Raw genomic sequence first — 14,007 nt, forward strand, 5'->3', positions numbered from 1 at the left:
TTTTTTTAGGATGTCATGTGACCGTTTTTTAGCCAGTTATGGCTGAGAAGAAAGTGACTAACATCAAGGGCAAAAGCCTCTGCTACGTTAGCAATCAGTAGCAAAGGACTATTTTATATATAAAGATATCTAGAGAACTGCTTTGGTCGCGCCAGCCGCCCGTTCGATTAATAAATCCACAGGAGCATCAGGAGTTAATGTACCAAAGGCCAGCCCATGCTCATTCCCAATCCTAGAACGACAGAATGCCTGAGCGATCTCCGTATGTTCAGTCTGTAGTAGTATCGAAGCCTGTAGCATCAGTGCTAGGCGCTCAATAACATAGCGACTACGGAACTCCAAGGTTTGCGTATCCTCAAATCGCTCTATCAGTAGGTGTAATTCTGCATCATAATCAGCATTTTTCCCTGCTGCCTGCTGCATTTCCTTAAATAAAGCTCGCTGAGTTTCTGGCTCCTTTTTTAATGCACGTAGCACATCTAAACACTGCACGTTGCCGCTGCCTTCCCATATTGAGTTTAGCGGCGCTTGCCTGTACAGACGTGGCATAATAGTCTCTTCGACATAGCCATTACCGCCCAAACACTCTTGTGCCTCATTGATAAGAACGGGAGCGCGTTTGCATATCCAATACTTCCCAATCGCAGTAGCAATACGAGCGAGCGCGGCTTCATGAGGATCTGTTTCTATCCTATCAACAGCGCGCGCAATCCTCATTGTTAGGGCCAAAGCCGCTTCGGACTCTAATGCTAAGTCTGCCAACACATTACGCATAATAGGTTGGTTGACTAATAATTTACCGAAGGCTCCGCGCTGACTGGTGTGATGAATCGCTTGAACGATCGCTTGGCGCATTTGAGCTGAGGAGCCAATCATACAGTCAAGTCGGGTTAGCGCGACCATTTCGATAATGGTAGGAATACCGCGACCTTCAGTGCCTACTAGTTCACCGAATGCGCCTTGAAACTCTACCTCGGAGGAAGCGTTTGCCCAATCTCCTAATTTGTCTTTTAAGCGTTGAACTTGTACGGCATTACGTGTCCCATCAGGCCGAAAGCGTGGTACTAAAAAGCAACTAGGACCACTATCAGATTGAGCCAAGACGAGATGAGCATCACACATTGGCGCTGAGAAAAACCATTTATGTCCAATGATTTCATAAGAGCCATCTTCTTGTCGTGTGGCTCGAGTCGTATTGCGGCGTAAGTCTGACCCACCTTGTTTTTCTGTCATGCCCATGCCCATCGTACAGCCTAGTTTTTCTTCCATGGGCAAGCTGCGCGGATCATAGTGTTCGGATAATAGCTTTGGCAGCCATTTTTCAGCCAGCGCTGGCGAATGACGTAGGGCAGGGATAGCGGCATAACTCATAGACATAGGACAACCAAACCCAGCTTCAGGCTGTGAGCCTAGATACATGACTGCCGCTCGAGCCACGTGAGCACTATCACGCTCTTCATTGCACCAAGCAAAATTGCTCATGCCATATTTCATCCCTGCACGCATCAAATCATGGTAAGCCGGATGAAACTCTACTTCATCTACGCGCCGACCATAGCTATCAAAGTTGCGCAATTTAGGTTTGTTTTCATTGGCTAAGAATCCGCTGGTGATCAGCTCTCCACCAGTCAGTGCGCCAAACTCTTTCAAGTGGCTTTCTGCCCAAGCAGCACCCTCTCGTGCGACAGCTTCTTTAAGCGCTGTATCTGTTTCCCATGCATTATAATTGGCTAAGGCAAAAGGTTGATTTTGCACCTCATGGGTCTTAAATTGATTTACAATTGACATGATGGTTATCTTCCCTGATTTTGAATATTATTTGCTAAGTTTCAGTAATTTCGATGATTAGTATTACATATAAAAAATAATTACGTCAATAGGTGTAATATGAACAAACCAACGCCTCGTTTATTGCTTTTACGCTTACTTATGGTGGCAGAGGCAACCACACTTAGTGCTTCCGAAGCGGTGCTGGCAGGCTCTATCTTTGGTATGACAGAAAATAGTATACGTGTGACGTTGGCTCGTTTGATCCAAGCGGATCTTGCTGAGTCGATTGGTCCTGCCACCTACAAACTCGGACCGAAAGCTCAAAAATTGGGCGCCGATGTGGCCTTATGGCAAACAGCAGATAAAAGAACGATAAAATCCGATGGTTCATGGATAGCGGTAGCTACTGGTGGGTTACCTCGCAGTGATCGTAAAGTGCTGCGTGCCCGTGCTCGCGCTTTATCATTATTGGGGTTTCGTGAACTTGATAAGGGGCTTTATCTGCGCCCCAATAATTTACTAGGCGGTGTTGATGTCGTCCGTCAGCGTCTATTGGACTTGGGCTTAGAAGAGGAAGCTGCAGTTTTTAAAGCCAATGAATTTGATGAGGTTAGGCAGAAAAAAGCACGAGCGCTTTGGTCAGACATGCATCTTGAAAAGCATTATAAGGAAAAGTCGCAGCAGCTCACCGACTGGCTAAGTGATTTGGACGAATTGCCCTCCCATGTAGCGCTTCGAGAAATATTCATGCTTGGAGATGCAGGTATCCGCAGTGTTGTTTTTGACCCCTTACTTCCTGCTCCCTTAGTAGATGAAGAAGCACGGCAAAAGTATTTTGAGACGGTGCGGCGTATTAATGAGGAGGGTAGGCGTTTATGGTTTGCCTTTTTCGAAGAGGCTAAATCGTTAGAATCCGTTTAACCAAGTCATTAGAATGCGCTTAAACAGAATAAAGTGAAATTGCGGTACAGTAATTATCAGACAGCAGAGGTGCTATCTATAGCGATGAATAAGTATTAATTATTTGCATCTATTCAGATAGTATTTAATGTGAGCCATATGGAGAATTTTCATGACAAGAATGATCAGCAAGCGCATTTAATATGCCACATGACTTCGCTGGTGCGCTACTGACGCATTTCTGCCGCAAAACACTTAAGTGTTTTTTTAACTGTTTTAGCTCTTCTATACGTGTTTCTACAGCGCGAATATGTTCATCCAACAAGGTATCGACATCAGCGCAGTCTCTGCTAGGCTCTTCCCAGTACTTAAGTAAAGTCCGTACTTCATCCAACGTCATATCTAGTGTACGACAGTGCAGAACGAATTGTAGACGCTCGATATGACTTTCGCGATATAAGCGATAATTCCCCTCACTACGGGAAGGTTCTGGTAATAGCTTTTCTTTTTCATAATAGCGAATGGTCTCTACTGTAGCGCCTGTACGCTTAGCAAGCTCTCCAATTTTTATTAGCATGGTTCTCTCAAAGTTAAATCAAAGCCATTTCAAAACTGAAAACATTAAAGTAACTATAAGGTTTAGCTCTAAGTAAATCAAGTTTATACAATTGCATATAAACGGCCTTGACTCTGAAGCCACTAGAGGGTTCACAATAGCGTTATCAAATGAATTCTTATAATGAGGCAGTTTATTATGCAATATCGTATTGAAGGTATGGACTGTGCCAGTTGCGTCAGAAAGATTGAAGCTGCATTAGAACGTATGCCTGGTGTCTCTGACATACAGCTTAATTTTGCGACTGAAAAGTTAGAGCTATCGCTTGCCCCTGATTCAGATACTCAGTGCAGCGATATTGAAAAGACCATCAAGCGTCTGGGTTTTGGCATATCTGCCACTACTGATCAAGCAAACGCAGCAGACAGCATTAGTGATAATCTATTAGATACGCAGCAACAGCATTGGTGGCAAACCAGAAAAGGTAAGCAAGTGGTTGGTCTCGGTATCTTGATGAGCGTCGCCTACGCGTTGGCATTACTTTTTCCTGGTTATGGCATGTGGGCATTTGCTATTGCCGTCGTTGTGGGTGTTTTCCCTTTTGCCCGAAAGTCTATAACCTTGGCAATGACAGGCACCCCGTTTTCTATTGAAATGCTGATGTCTATCGCGGCAATTGGTGCACTTATTATTGGTGAAGCTGAAGAGGCGGCGGCGGTTGTCTTTTTGTTCTCTGTCGGTGAATTGTTAGAAGGTGTGGCAGCAGATCGTGCCCGTGCTGGTATCAGGGCATTGGCATCATTAGTGCCAAAGACTGCGATTTTACTTGATGCACAAGGCGGACAACGTGACGTTCCGGCAGCTTCGTTGCAGGTCGATGATCTGGTATTGGTACGTCCTGGCGATAAAGTATCCGCTGATGGTGTCATTGTTCAAGGTAGCTCTAGTCTTGATGACTCACCTGTTACTGGCGAATCAATTCCCGTTGCCAAGGCGATAGGTGATGCGGTATTTGCAGGATCAATCAATATGCAAGGAGCGCTGCAAATCCGTGTAGAAAAGACAGCTGCTGACAACACCATTGCACGCATTATCAATTTGGTAGAGCAAGCGCAAACCTCTAAAGCCCCTACGGCTCGTTTCATTGAAAAATTTAGTCGTTATTACACCCCAGCGGTGATGGCTATCGCTGCACTGGTTATTATTGTTCTGCCGCTAACGATGGGAGGTGAATGGTCGACTTGGTTATATCGTGGTTTTGCACTATTGCTAATCGCCTGTCCTTGCGCACTCGTCCTATCTACTCCGGCCGCCATTGCATCAGGGTTGGCTGTTGGTACACGCCGCGGCTTACTTATCAAAGGCGGCAGTGCTTTAGAAACCATGGGTCGCGTAAATGTCGTGGCTTTTGATAAGACAGGTACGTTGACTAAAGGCAAGCCACAGGTGACCGATGTTATTGCCTTTACACAGAAGCAATCAGTACACGAATATCCAGGATCTGAAGGTCATAATGAGATACTAGCGCTGTTTGCCAGCGTTGAGTCCGCTTCTAGTCATCCACTGGCAAAAGCGATTATTGATCATACCAAAGCCGCTAATATCTCTATACCGATAGCTTCAAATGCCTATGCTACTGCGGGAAAAGCAGTACATGCAACGGTAGCCGGGCGCCCTTTAGCCATTGGATCACCGGTTTATGCTGCCACTGAAACATCGATATCACTAGAACAAGATGCAAAAATTGAAGCACTACAAAACGAGGGTAAGACGGTCTCAGTTTTGTTCGATGAGCAGAGCTGCGAAGTGCTTGGGTTGGTTGCGCTACGAGACGAATTGCGAGAGGATGCTCAGGCAGGAGTGGCACAGCTCAAAGCGATGGGTGTGCGCTCTGTGATGCTGACAGGTGATAACCATCTGACGGCACAGGCTCTTGCTAGTCATTTAAATATAGAATGGAAAGCTGAGCTATTGCCCGAAGATAAGCTACGTTTGCTCAATGAGATGAAGGATAATAGCAAGATAGCAATGATTGGTGATGGTATTAATGATGCGCCAGCATTAGCAACCGCAGATGTGGGCATTGCCATGGGTGGCGGCACGGATGTCGCTATCGAAACGGCCGATATCGCATTATTAAAAAGTCGTGTTACAGACGTTGCTTATCTCATTGCCTTATCGCGCGCAACCATGTCCAATATTCATCAAAATGTGATGTTTGCGCTTGGTCTAAAATTCATATTTCTAATCACTACTTTACTAGGTATTACCGGACTATGGATTGCTGTGATAGCGGACACTGGTGCAACGGTACTAGTAACTCTCAATGCTTTACGCTTGTTAAGGTTTAAAGGAGCTCAACCACTAACAACTTTGTCCAATGCAAAGTAAGTATGAAGTTATTGTTAAAGTCGCGGTTTGATTCTCTATTCTAATGACTAAGAGTGGCATCGTTAAGATTTTGGTTTAAAAGGTTTTGAGAATTGTAGGATCAAAAAACCAACTATTGATAAGATGATAGCAATCTCATAGCGACTATACGCCACCGATATCCCAATGGCGGCTGTATTCCACAATCCAGCCGCAGTAGCAGTACCCTTTGCGCCACTTTCATTTTTAAAGATAGCGCCACCGCCAATAAAACCCATTCCAGTGATTATGCCATACATAATTCTAGCCTCAGCATCGGCGTCTTGATAAATGTCCATGCCCACTAGCATAAAAGCACATGAAGCAATCGTGACTAAAGGAAAAGTCCTCAAACCTGCACCATTATCTTCAAGTTCACGGTTAAGCGCGATTGGTAGTGACAATATGAAAGCAATACCTAATTGAAAGGCATGATACACCAGAACATTTAGACTAAAATCGAAGTTAAACATAGTAATAACTCAAAAGGTATTTGGGGCATGGTTTACTTTAAAAAATATAAGTATAAATAAAGAATAACAGAAATTAGTAAGTTGTAGTGTCTAAGATTTAATTGATAAAATTTGTGAGGCACTAGATCTTAGGGCAGGGGATATTTTTGAATATGTAGAAGAGATAAAAGCAAAGAACAACGAGAAATAAGTATTAATTATAGGTTCAGGGTATAGGTCAAAAAGAGGGTTTTAATTTTAATGGTTTTTAAGGGTCGGTCACCATTTGGTCATTGTCGCTTTTTCAAATGATTTAAAGCTGATTAAATAATCATGACTATGAGTCGATGCAAGCAAGAATTTTCCCCTACAGCCCATATGTCACGGACAAAAAAAGCCCCAATCTTAAGATTGGGGCTTTTCGAATCTGGTAGGCGTAATCGGATTCGAACCAACGACCTCTACCATGTCAAGGTAGCTCGACCAAAGTACATATTATGATAATATCTTACATATATTGATATTTATAGCCTGTAGGTATTATATGATCGAATAATCGCGATGTAAATTATAATATAATAAAATTTAACTCGTATTTGGGCACTGTATTTCTATAGTGTTTTTACCTCTACTCAAACTCTTCTTAGGATAGGAAACTATGTGTGTTCGTTGAGAATCTATTCTTATTACGTCTACTATTGTCGTTTTTGAACTTATACATATTGTTTCTATTGCTTATTCTCTGCATGATATAAGGAGATTAATGTTCTAATCTCTGCATATCTCTGGGGAACATACGAAGCGTATTACTTATATTGATTAGCATTCAAATTGAACTGAATGGCAATGGTCGGACAAAAGCTATCGTTGCCATTTATCAGTCGTGTGCGGATATTACAAAGAAGTTTACTAGGAAAGCTGCTAACACTAGGATTCGATCTGAAAGTTGAGGCACAGTTAGATGCGGTGACCTTAGAGATTATTAAAAATTCTGAGATAGAAGGTGAGACGCTAAATGGTGAACAAATGCGCTCCTTAGTTGCGCGGTATTTAGGGTTAGATAGTGCCAGCATGCCAACCACTACTCGTGAAATTGATGCGGTGGTAGAGATGATACTAAGTGCCACCTATTATTACCAACAGCCTGTTGTAAGATGATTTACTTGGATGGCATCGAGCATTATTTCCAGATGGATATAGTGGTCTCTATCGTATTCAAGCAGGTAGTATTCGTACGGCACTACGAGATATTAATGATTTAGTAGAAAAGGGTATGATACAAAAATCTGTAGCATCAGGGCGTAGTACAAGCTATGAGCTTGTTTGATAAAGGTAGCCCTTAATTACTTACTTTAATCGAGTTACAACATTAAAATTTTGGTTTAAAAGGTTTTGAGAACTGTAGGATTAAAAAACCAACTATTGATAATATAATAGCAATTTCGTAACGGCTATAAGCCACTGATATCCCAATTGCGGCTGTATTCCATAATCCAGCGGCTGTAGCCGTTCCTTTCGCGCCATTCTCATCTTTAAAGATTGCACCGCCGCCGATAAAACCCATACCAGTAATTATGCCGTACATAATTCTGGCTTCTGCATCAGACCCTTGATAAATATCCATCCCTACTAGCATAAAAGCACATGAAGCAATGGTAACTAAGGGAAAGGTTCTGAGACCAGCTCCATTATCTTCAAGCTCGCGATTGAGAGCAATAGGTAAAGACAGTATAAAGGCAATACTGAGTTGAAGAGAGTGATATATAAAAATCTTTAAACTAATATCAAAGTTAAACATAATGGCTACTCAAAATATATTTAAGGCTAGAGCTATTTTCAGGATAAAATATAGTGTACCTAAAAAATTGTATTTAATACAATATAATAAAATGTATATTTTTTTAAGAGAATTAATTAAATATAAATTAAAAATGATAGCTATATTTGTAGTAAAAATAAAATTGTTCACATTAATTAAGTATAATAATAAATTTGGTTAGAATATTAATAATATTATATAAACAAAAACACTCTTCATACAGAAAGTATTGGATAAAATGTATTATATTATTCTTATCGGTCAGGATAGCTATGGCTGATGCAAAGTCTCTAATAAAAGGATAATTGTAATGGATAATCCAAATACTAACGAGCAAAGTATGGATGCACAGTATAAAAACAACCAAAAAATGGAAGGTGAAGATATGAACAATCAAGACATTAATAATAGAGATATGAATAACCAAACTCTAAAAGGTGAGTGGAATCAGCTTAAAGGTACAGTAAAACAAAAATGGGCTGAGTTAACAGATGATGACCTAACTCACATCGAAGGTGATCGTGACAAACTAGTCGGCCGCGTCCAAGAACGTTATGGTCATTCAAGAGAAGATGCAGAGCGTGATGTAGATAATTGGCGTCGCGAAAACCAATATTAAATATTGCGTTAGTCTACTAACATGGTAGTTGATACTAAAACTACAAAGAGGTCATATAATGTTTATGTGGCCTCTTTTTTTATAAGAAAAATCATAAAAATACGGAGTTACTCTTATTCTAATCATGAAAGGAGGGTGTTATGTCAGATAGTTGTGTCAAATTATTGGCGGATAAGAATTTAACGATCGTTTTTATTGAAAGTGCAACCGCTGGCTACCTTGCCCATCGTTTTTCTGTCAGTCCTTATTCAGGCGATGTACTGATGGGAGGATTGGTATGTTATGACGCGGTGATTAAGAAGAATATGTTAAACATATCGAGTCAGCTGATTGACAAATATACGCCCGAATCCTTGGAAGTGACCCAAGAGCTCGTCAAACAGTCTCCAGAAAAGTTCGAGGCAGATTTACACGTGGCATGTACTGGGCTATTAAAGCCTGGAGGCTCTGAAACTGAAGAGAAGCCAGTTGGGACGTTTTTTTATTGCATTGGCTATAAGGATGAGGTGTATAGTTTTCGCAGCTTATGTAATGGGCCATCCCAGCAAAAATTACGGAGTATCTATAGTCTGGTTTGTAAAGGTATTATCGATGTAGTGAGCAAGCATTGACGATTAGTTCACAATCTTATTATTGAGGGCTTTTGCCCAGCCCACAGTATTATGATGACAACGTTCGCAGATTTTGTTTAGATCTGAGATATATTCGACTTGACCGCAATGCATACAAGCATAGGGATGCCCCTGTTTTATAAATTGGGCTGGCTGAAACTCTTTAGGGAAAATGGGTAAGCCGTATTGAGTCTCATCATCTGGAAACAATAATACGCTAAATTCCCCGTCGGTTTCTAATAGTCCCATATGTACTTGACCTAAATGACGTACGCCTTGTTTACGCATTTCAGTAAAAAACTCATCATGAGACATCCTGCCTTTTTCGATATCTTCTAACACAAGCAATCCGTTTTCGACAATGTAAGTAGGCTTGCCCTCTAGTAGTAGCTCAAATGCTTTATGTTTGGAGGCAAACCAAGTACATAGTCTATAAAGCAACAGCACGATACTCATGATAAGTGCGGCTTGAATCAGCGGTAAGTCTTCAGTGAACATAGGGTCACCAGCGATAGAGCCGAGTGATAAGATAATAGTTAGCTCAAAAATAGTTAGTTGCCGAACACCGCGCTTACCTGTCAACCGCAGTAATAAAATCACTAGACTGAACATGATAACAGTACGTATGACTATTTCTACGGCAAAGGACCACGTCGTATCGTAAATAAAGATACTGAACCAGTTCATCTTATTCTCCTATTATTATTTTTTCACCGCTTATATTTATAGTAGTCATAATTTTACAGCACTGCAGATTAGGTTGGATAAAATCAATTTCATAAATACTCATAGTTTTGATAGGTTGCAAAAATATAAGCTATTAAATATATATTACTAATAATAAATATAAAGAATAATTATGATGTAGTTATATAAATCCTCATTGGTTACTAATATTTTTTATAATTAAAAATAATATGTAATTATTATAGATAAGAAAGAAAATTAATAGTAATATTTTAATAGAGTATTCAAATTAATATCTTATATAATAATATTGGGACTGGTCTATTATGTTGATAAGCGCACTCGATTCAAACATAAAAAACTTGTGTGTTTTTTTACTTTTAGGTGTTTGCATCTTAATGTTGTTAGCGCCATTATTTTCATGGAAATACCAACCTTCTAAGTCACTGACTAAAAGATTATTAATAGCACTCTTTCTTATTCCATTTTTTTTATATTTTTTATTTGATATGTTTCATACAAATGATATTCAAAAAAATAATATTTTGCTCTTAAACTTTGACAAGTCTACGGAGAGTATCTTGCTTAGCGATAGTGACAATACAGAAATATCGAATGAGTATGCATTTGCCTCTGATCTCATACATGACGAGAATAGTAGCAAGAGAAAGATAATAGAAGAGAGAAGCAACAGTAATACCTATAGTGCAATACCTGTTACAGAAAGTGTAGATAAGCCTGATGAAAGTGAAAGAGATGTTTTTTAATTTCAGCTTTTAATAGCTTTGAACTATGATGGGTTTAATATGACCAGCTGACTTTTTCAAGGTTTGCTAAAAATGCACCAAAACCTTTTTTTGCTCGAGCTTGCAATCGACTACTGGTCAGTACACGGACGCGATTGCTCCAAGTAATCGCATAGCAATGTGCTTCGAACTTATTAACTAGATCTACATCTTCATGACAAGTCAAAGGTGCAAAGCCGCCAGTGGCTAAATAAGCGTCACTACTAAAACTCAAATTTGCCCCATGAATATGTCGATGCCCCATCTTGTCTTGATAATACGTAATATAAGCTTGTTGTGTTTGTGATGACAAATGCCCCCAGTTATTGATAGACACTACGCCGCAAATCATATCGGCCCTCTGCTGGTCAAGATGTTCCATTTGCTGCACTAACCAATCCATAGGCACTGTTGAGTCAGCATCGGTACAGACAAGCCATGTTGCCCCATGAGCAATTGCATAGCGGATGCCCATATCCCTGACTTGTCCCACGCACTGATAATAACAGCATAAGTAGTCGACCCCTGCCGCTTGGACAATTCTCAATGTGTCATCAGTACAGCTATCTAGTACCACCAGTACAGAAGCAGTGAAAGTTGAAGGTAACTGATCGATTGCAATCTGTACAGACGCCAGGCACTGGGCGATAGTCTCTGCTTCATTATGAGCAGGAATTACAATACTAATTTTCATAATATCTACCAATCCCGATATAATTTAAGATTATTTTTGGTTTTCTATATTAAGTTTTCTTGCATAGCAACTGACGTGGAAGAACGTTGCCAAATATCTAGTAAAAAGTCGCTATCTATCATTTGGCTCTGATGATTGAAAGCGTGATGATTTTCGTTATTGTTAATAAATGTTTGATGTAAACGCTGATGTACGCTTTCACCTGTCATTGCAAAACCATCAATAGCATAGCGCCAGTGGCAGCAAAGCAGAGTACCATTTAGGGCAAGATTGTGTAGTGCCCAGTTGATGACCACATCAATATCACTGGATGACAAATAGTATAAAATCTCACTAATAACGATCAAATCAAAGGGCGGTTGATTGATTGAAGTATTTTCTGATAGAGGTTTTCTCTGTTCCAATAACTCTTTTAAAGAAAATAGTTTATCGGGAACAATACCTTGTATGACTCTAGCATGAGGTAGTACCGCTAAACGCTCTTTAGCAAGTTTCACTGCTTGATGGTTGCCATCGATACTGATTAAATCCTGACAACGATGAGCCAATAACTCGCTTAGTACGCCATTACCGCAGCCCAATTCAATCGCACGTTCATAGTGTGGTTGGGGTAGTAGAGCCAAGCAAGTATTACGTTTTCGCTCTTCATACCAACGAGTTTGATATTGCCATGGGTCGGCATTGTCATTATATAATTCGTTAAAATATGAATCCGAATAGGCGCTGTATTGACTAGAATTAGCCAAGCTTTCTTTAGAGATATGGTTCATATATATAAACCTCCCAAGGTTGGGTGATTCGAGTAATCGTTTGCTTAGTTAGAATAGGCGAGTTGCCTGTACTTACATCTTCAGTGGTTTGGCTTTTAAAGCAGTGGATAGCTTTGATTTTTTTCTCTAATTGCTCAGGCGTTAAGTCCAACCTCACAGTATGTTGCCAAGGGATTCGACTGTCATCAGGCTTTGCCCAATGCCATGCCCATATCAGTACTTGATAGCAACGTAGGCGATGTTGCTTGGCAAATGAGGTGACTACTTGCCCTGTAGCTTCATGGTCAGGATGCCCATCATGTGTGAAAGTCGTGACTAAAATGTCATCAGGTTGGAGGATGGTCGCTAATTTCTGATAAAAGAGCGTTTGCTGCGCGAATACATTGCCATCTGTTAAGTTTAAAGAAAGTGCCATAACCTGATGGTTCACGCCCAATGTTTTTAGAGCTTCAACACTTTCTTTTGGACGGAGGGTGTTAAGCTGTTCTGGAGAATAAATCTTCGAGTCTGGATGACTTTGGGTACCATTAGTTACGTGGATGAGGACTATGGGATTGCCGTTATCTGCTAGTTGCTGCAATAATCCGCCACAGCCTAATATCTCATCATCAGGATGCGGTGCAAAGATACAGACGCGTTGATGGGAGTTGAAGCTTGTCTGAATATTTAATTGAGGCAGTTTTTGTAATCCTGCCCAGTTTTGCCATGTGTCTGAGCTAGTACCAGCACCTTCAATAATACGGTCTCCTACGATTGGATGGGGATATCGAAGCAGGGTAGTAGACTTAGCGTTATTATCTTTGAAGATAAGCTGTATGTTCCTATTTAATTCTATAGTTGCCATACGTTTGCCTGTCCATGAGTCGAATTACTGTGTAAAAGGTTGGTCAACTCACCAATTTTTTGTAAGTCGAAAGCACCATGACTTTGGCGAATAAACACGGGAAGATCTGCTGATAGTCTTGCAAAATGAGCATTACGGCAAAATGGTGCGGCTCCCAATGCTTGACCCACTATCTCTACTGTGTGGCGCGCGACTTTTTCAATTTGGGCTCTCAATTGACGTATAGCAAGCTCATGGCAAAATGACGGCTCTGTGTCTATCAGATCGGCGGCGTAATAGAGATATTGTTGAGTAATTGCCAATGCAGTACCAATTTCACCTAAATACATGGCCTTGTAGTCATTCGGTTTTTGCTGATAAGCAGTGGTCAAATAGCTTGCTAGGTAAGCTGATGCGCCATACCAACACGCAGCAACCCCTGCAGCCCCGTGCCAAAACCCCACACGATCTAGATAGGCATTCTCTTTTCCAACCAAACTCGCTGATACGCCACAAAACTTCACAGTAGCTGTATCTGTGGCTTGCATTCCTACTGCCTGCCATTCACTATTGTTAATTTCAATACCTGCCTGATGCATGTCTATAATCATTAGTTGTGATTGATTATTGCTATTGCGATAAGTAACAAGGGCGTAATCTACCATGCCAGCTCCTGAACACCATGCTTTGTGACCAATGGCCTTTCCTTGCTCATAACGTAGAGGGTCGGGATGGCCTTCTGCTGCCCAAACGGCCCATAAACCTTTGGCTACCTTGCCATACCCAATTTCATTCAAAATACTTAAAGCGTCTAAATGCGATTCAAACCATTTGACAATCGTTAGATCAATACTTGCAACATACGCCAAAACTTGCCAGCGTATTAAAGTATTTGAAAGCCCGCTATGCTCAGCCATACCGCTTGCGGGATGAGGGATATCTTTGCTATAAGACACTAATATATCTAAAATTTTATGGCGTAATGCAGCGGTAAGATTAAGCGTACTCATTGCTTGGGTGTCAGTAGCTATTATTTTATCGACAGCGACTTTAATATCTTTTAATAAATCGTTTTTTATATTTGTCGATCGCATCAGAGTCTCCTAGTTATA

At 40.8% G+C, this 14,007-nt stretch carries 16 protein-coding genes; 7 read left to right on the forward strand and 9 right to left on the reverse strand.

The window, feature by feature from the left end:
* Positions 1-129 precede the first annotated feature (129 nt).
* The gene (locus ACTXGF_RS17505; protein WP_443533961.1) at positions 130-1,788 is read right to left on the reverse strand and encodes an isovaleryl-CoA dehydrogenase; all 1,659 of its coding nucleotides are present in this window, start codon (positions 1,786-1,788) and stop codon (positions 130-132) included.
* A 99-nt stretch (positions 1,789-1,887) separates the two neighbouring features.
* On the opposite strand from ACTXGF_RS17505, the gene ACTXGF_RS17510 reads away from it, so the two are divergent.
* The gene (locus tag ACTXGF_RS17510; RefSeq protein ID WP_443533960.1) at positions 1,888-2,691 is read left to right on the forward strand and encodes a PaaX family transcriptional regulator; all 804 of its coding nucleotides are present in this window, start codon (positions 1,888-1,890) and stop codon (positions 2,689-2,691) included.
* Positions 2,692-2,815: 124 nt separating this feature from the next.
* On the opposite strand, the gene cadR is transcribed toward ACTXGF_RS17510, so the two are convergent.
* On the reverse strand, positions 2,816-3,247 hold the full coding sequence (cadR, locus tag ACTXGF_RS17515) for a Cd(II)/Pb(II)-responsive transcriptional regulator (protein ID WP_057761031.1): 432 nt from the start codon (positions 3,245-3,247) through the stop codon (positions 2,816-2,818).
* 177 nt (positions 3,248-3,424) lie between these two features.
* On the opposite strand from cadR, the gene ACTXGF_RS17520 reads away from it, so the two are divergent.
* Positions 3,425-5,617 carry a heavy metal translocating P-type ATPase gene (locus ACTXGF_RS17520; RefSeq protein ID WP_443533957.1) on the forward strand — a complete coding sequence of 731 codons (2,193 nt, stop codon included), beginning with the start codon at positions 3,425-3,427 and terminating at the stop codon, positions 5,615-5,617.
* Positions 5,618-5,679: 62 nt separating this feature from the next.
* Here the strand turns inward: ACTXGF_RS17520 and ACTXGF_RS17525 are convergent, their stop codons facing one another.
* Complete coding sequence (locus ACTXGF_RS17525) at positions 5,680-6,108, reverse strand: MgtC/SapB family protein (RefSeq protein ID WP_290177554.1); 429 nt, start codon at positions 6,106-6,108, stop codon at positions 5,680-5,682.
* A gap of 100 nt (positions 6,109-6,208) precedes the next feature.
* Here ACTXGF_RS17525 and ACTXGF_RS17530 point away from each other — a divergent pair, with 100 nt between their 5' ends.
* Both ACTXGF_RS17530 and ACTXGF_RS17535 read left to right on the forward strand, forming a co-directional pair.
* Positions 6,209-6,298 carry a hypothetical protein gene (locus ACTXGF_RS17530; protein WP_443534051.1) on the forward strand — a complete coding sequence of 30 codons (90 nt, stop codon included), beginning with the start codon at positions 6,209-6,211 and terminating at the stop codon, positions 6,296-6,298.
* Between the two features lie 629 nt (positions 6,299-6,927).
* Positions 6,928-7,245 (forward strand): DUF4172 domain-containing protein, encoded by a 318-nt coding sequence (locus tag ACTXGF_RS17535; RefSeq protein ID WP_394123864.1) that lies wholly within the window; start codon positions 6,928-6,930, stop codon positions 7,243-7,245.
* A gap of 211 nt (positions 7,246-7,456) precedes the next feature.
* On the opposite strand, the gene ACTXGF_RS17540 is transcribed toward ACTXGF_RS17535, so the two are convergent.
* Positions 7,457-7,885, reverse strand: coding sequence for an MgtC/SapB family protein (locus ACTXGF_RS17540; RefSeq protein WP_443533955.1), 429 nt, complete (start codon positions 7,883-7,885; stop codon positions 7,457-7,459).
* Positions 7,886-8,216: 331 nt separating this feature from the next.
* Here ACTXGF_RS17540 and ACTXGF_RS17545 point away from each other — a divergent pair, with 331 nt between their 5' ends.
* Entirely contained in the window at positions 8,217-8,525 is a 309-nt protein-coding gene (locus ACTXGF_RS17545) for a CsbD family protein (protein WP_423608971.1), read from the forward strand.
* Between the two features lie 140 nt (positions 8,526-8,665).
* Positions 8,666-9,136 carry a CinA family protein gene (locus ACTXGF_RS17550; RefSeq protein ID WP_394123862.1) on the forward strand — a complete coding sequence of 157 codons (471 nt, stop codon included), beginning with the start codon at positions 8,666-8,668 and terminating at the stop codon, positions 9,134-9,136.
* Positions 9,137-9,139: 3 nt separating this feature from the next.
* On the opposite strand, the gene ACTXGF_RS17555 is transcribed toward ACTXGF_RS17550, so the two are convergent.
* Positions 9,140-9,823, reverse strand: coding sequence for a DUF421 domain-containing protein (locus tag ACTXGF_RS17555; protein ID WP_443533953.1), 684 nt, complete (start codon positions 9,821-9,823; stop codon positions 9,140-9,142).
* A gap of 326 nt (positions 9,824-10,149) precedes the next feature.
* Between ACTXGF_RS17555 and ACTXGF_RS17560 the strand changes: the two genes are divergently transcribed.
* A complete protein-coding gene (locus tag ACTXGF_RS17560) occupies positions 10,150-10,590 on the forward strand; it encodes a hypothetical protein (RefSeq protein WP_394123861.1) in 441 nt (146 codons plus the stop codon).
* A gap of 34 nt (positions 10,591-10,624) precedes the next feature.
* Here the strand turns inward: ACTXGF_RS17560 and ACTXGF_RS17565 are convergent, their stop codons facing one another.
* Genes ACTXGF_RS17565 through ACTXGF_RS17580 form a run of 4 tightly spaced genes read right to left on the reverse strand, consistent with a single transcriptional unit; the run spans position 10,625 to position 13,989 of the window.
* Positions 10,625-11,302 carry a glycosyltransferase family 2 protein gene (locus ACTXGF_RS17565; protein ID WP_443533950.1) on the reverse strand — a complete coding sequence of 226 codons (678 nt, stop codon included), beginning with the start codon at positions 11,300-11,302 and terminating at the stop codon, positions 10,625-10,627.
* A 44-nt stretch (positions 11,303-11,346) separates the two neighbouring features.
* Positions 11,347-12,072, reverse strand: a complete 726-nt coding sequence (locus ACTXGF_RS17570; RefSeq protein ID WP_443533948.1) for a class I SAM-dependent DNA methyltransferase — start codon at positions 12,070-12,072, stop codon at positions 11,347-11,349.
* Positions 12,056-12,916: a PIG-L deacetylase family protein gene (locus ACTXGF_RS17575; protein WP_394123858.1), complete on the reverse strand. Its 861-nt coding sequence runs from the start codon at positions 12,914-12,916 to the stop codon at positions 12,056-12,058. The genes ACTXGF_RS17570 and ACTXGF_RS17575 overlap by 17 nt, the downstream gene beginning before the upstream one ends.
* A complete protein-coding gene (locus ACTXGF_RS17580; protein ID WP_443533946.1) occupies positions 12,904-13,989 on the reverse strand; it encodes an acyl-CoA dehydrogenase family protein in 1,086 nt (361 codons plus the stop codon). The genes ACTXGF_RS17575 and ACTXGF_RS17580 overlap by 13 nt, the downstream gene beginning before the upstream one ends.
* Between the last annotated feature and the right edge of the window lie 18 nt (positions 13,990-14,007).

The organism is Psychrobacter sp. 1Y6, from assembly GCF_052258385.2.
In the GTDB taxonomy this organism is placed as follows: Bacteria; Pseudomonadota; Gammaproteobacteria; order Pseudomonadales; family Moraxellaceae; genus Psychrobacter.

Coding starts and splice junctions, on each gene's coding strand:
- ACTXGF_RS17505 (WP_443533961.1), bottom strand. CDS start 1,788: ATGTCAATTGTAAATCAATTTAAGACCCATGAGGTGCAAAATCAACCT.
- ACTXGF_RS17510 (WP_443533960.1), top strand. CDS start 1,888: ATGAACAAACCAACGCCTCGTTTATTGCTTTTACGCTTACTTATGGTG.
- cadR (WP_057761031.1), bottom strand. CDS start 3,247: ATGCTAATAAAAATTGGAGAGCTTGCTAAGCGTACAGGCGCTACAGTA.
- ACTXGF_RS17520 (WP_443533957.1), top strand. CDS start 3,425: ATGCAATATCGTATTGAAGGTATGGACTGTGCCAGTTGCGTCAGAAAG.
- ACTXGF_RS17525 (WP_290177554.1), bottom strand. CDS start 6,108: ATGTTTAACTTCGATTTTAGTCTAAATGTTCTGGTGTATCATGCCTTT.
- ACTXGF_RS17535 (WP_394123864.1), top strand. CDS start 6,928: ATGGCAATGGTCGGACAAAAGCTATCGTTGCCATTTATCAGTCGTGTG.
- ACTXGF_RS17540 (WP_443533955.1), bottom strand. CDS start 7,885: ATGTTTAACTTTGATATTAGTTTAAAGATTTTTATATATCACTCTCTT.
- ACTXGF_RS17545 (WP_423608971.1), top strand. CDS start 8,217: ATGGATAATCCAAATACTAACGAGCAAAGTATGGATGCACAGTATAAA.
- ACTXGF_RS17550 (WP_394123862.1), top strand. CDS start 8,666: ATGTCAGATAGTTGTGTCAAATTATTGGCGGATAAGAATTTAACGATC.
- ACTXGF_RS17555 (WP_443533953.1), bottom strand. CDS start 9,823: ATGAACTGGTTCAGTATCTTTATTTACGATACGACGTGGTCCTTTGCC.
- ACTXGF_RS17560 (WP_394123861.1), top strand. CDS start 10,150: ATGTTGATAAGCGCACTCGATTCAAACATAAAAAACTTGTGTGTTTTT.
- ACTXGF_RS17565 (WP_443533950.1), bottom strand. CDS start 11,302: ATGAAAATTAGTATTGTAATTCCTGCTCATAATGAAGCAGAGACTATC.
- ACTXGF_RS17570 (WP_443533948.1), bottom strand. CDS start 12,072: ATGAACCATATCTCTAAAGAAAGCTTGGCTAATTCTAGTCAATACAGC.
- ACTXGF_RS17575 (WP_394123858.1), bottom strand. CDS start 12,916: ATGGCAACTATAGAATTAAATAGGAACATACAGCTTATCTTCAAAGAT.
- ACTXGF_RS17580 (WP_443533946.1), bottom strand. CDS start 13,989: ATGCGATCGACAAATATAAAAAACGATTTATTAAAAGATATTAAAGTC.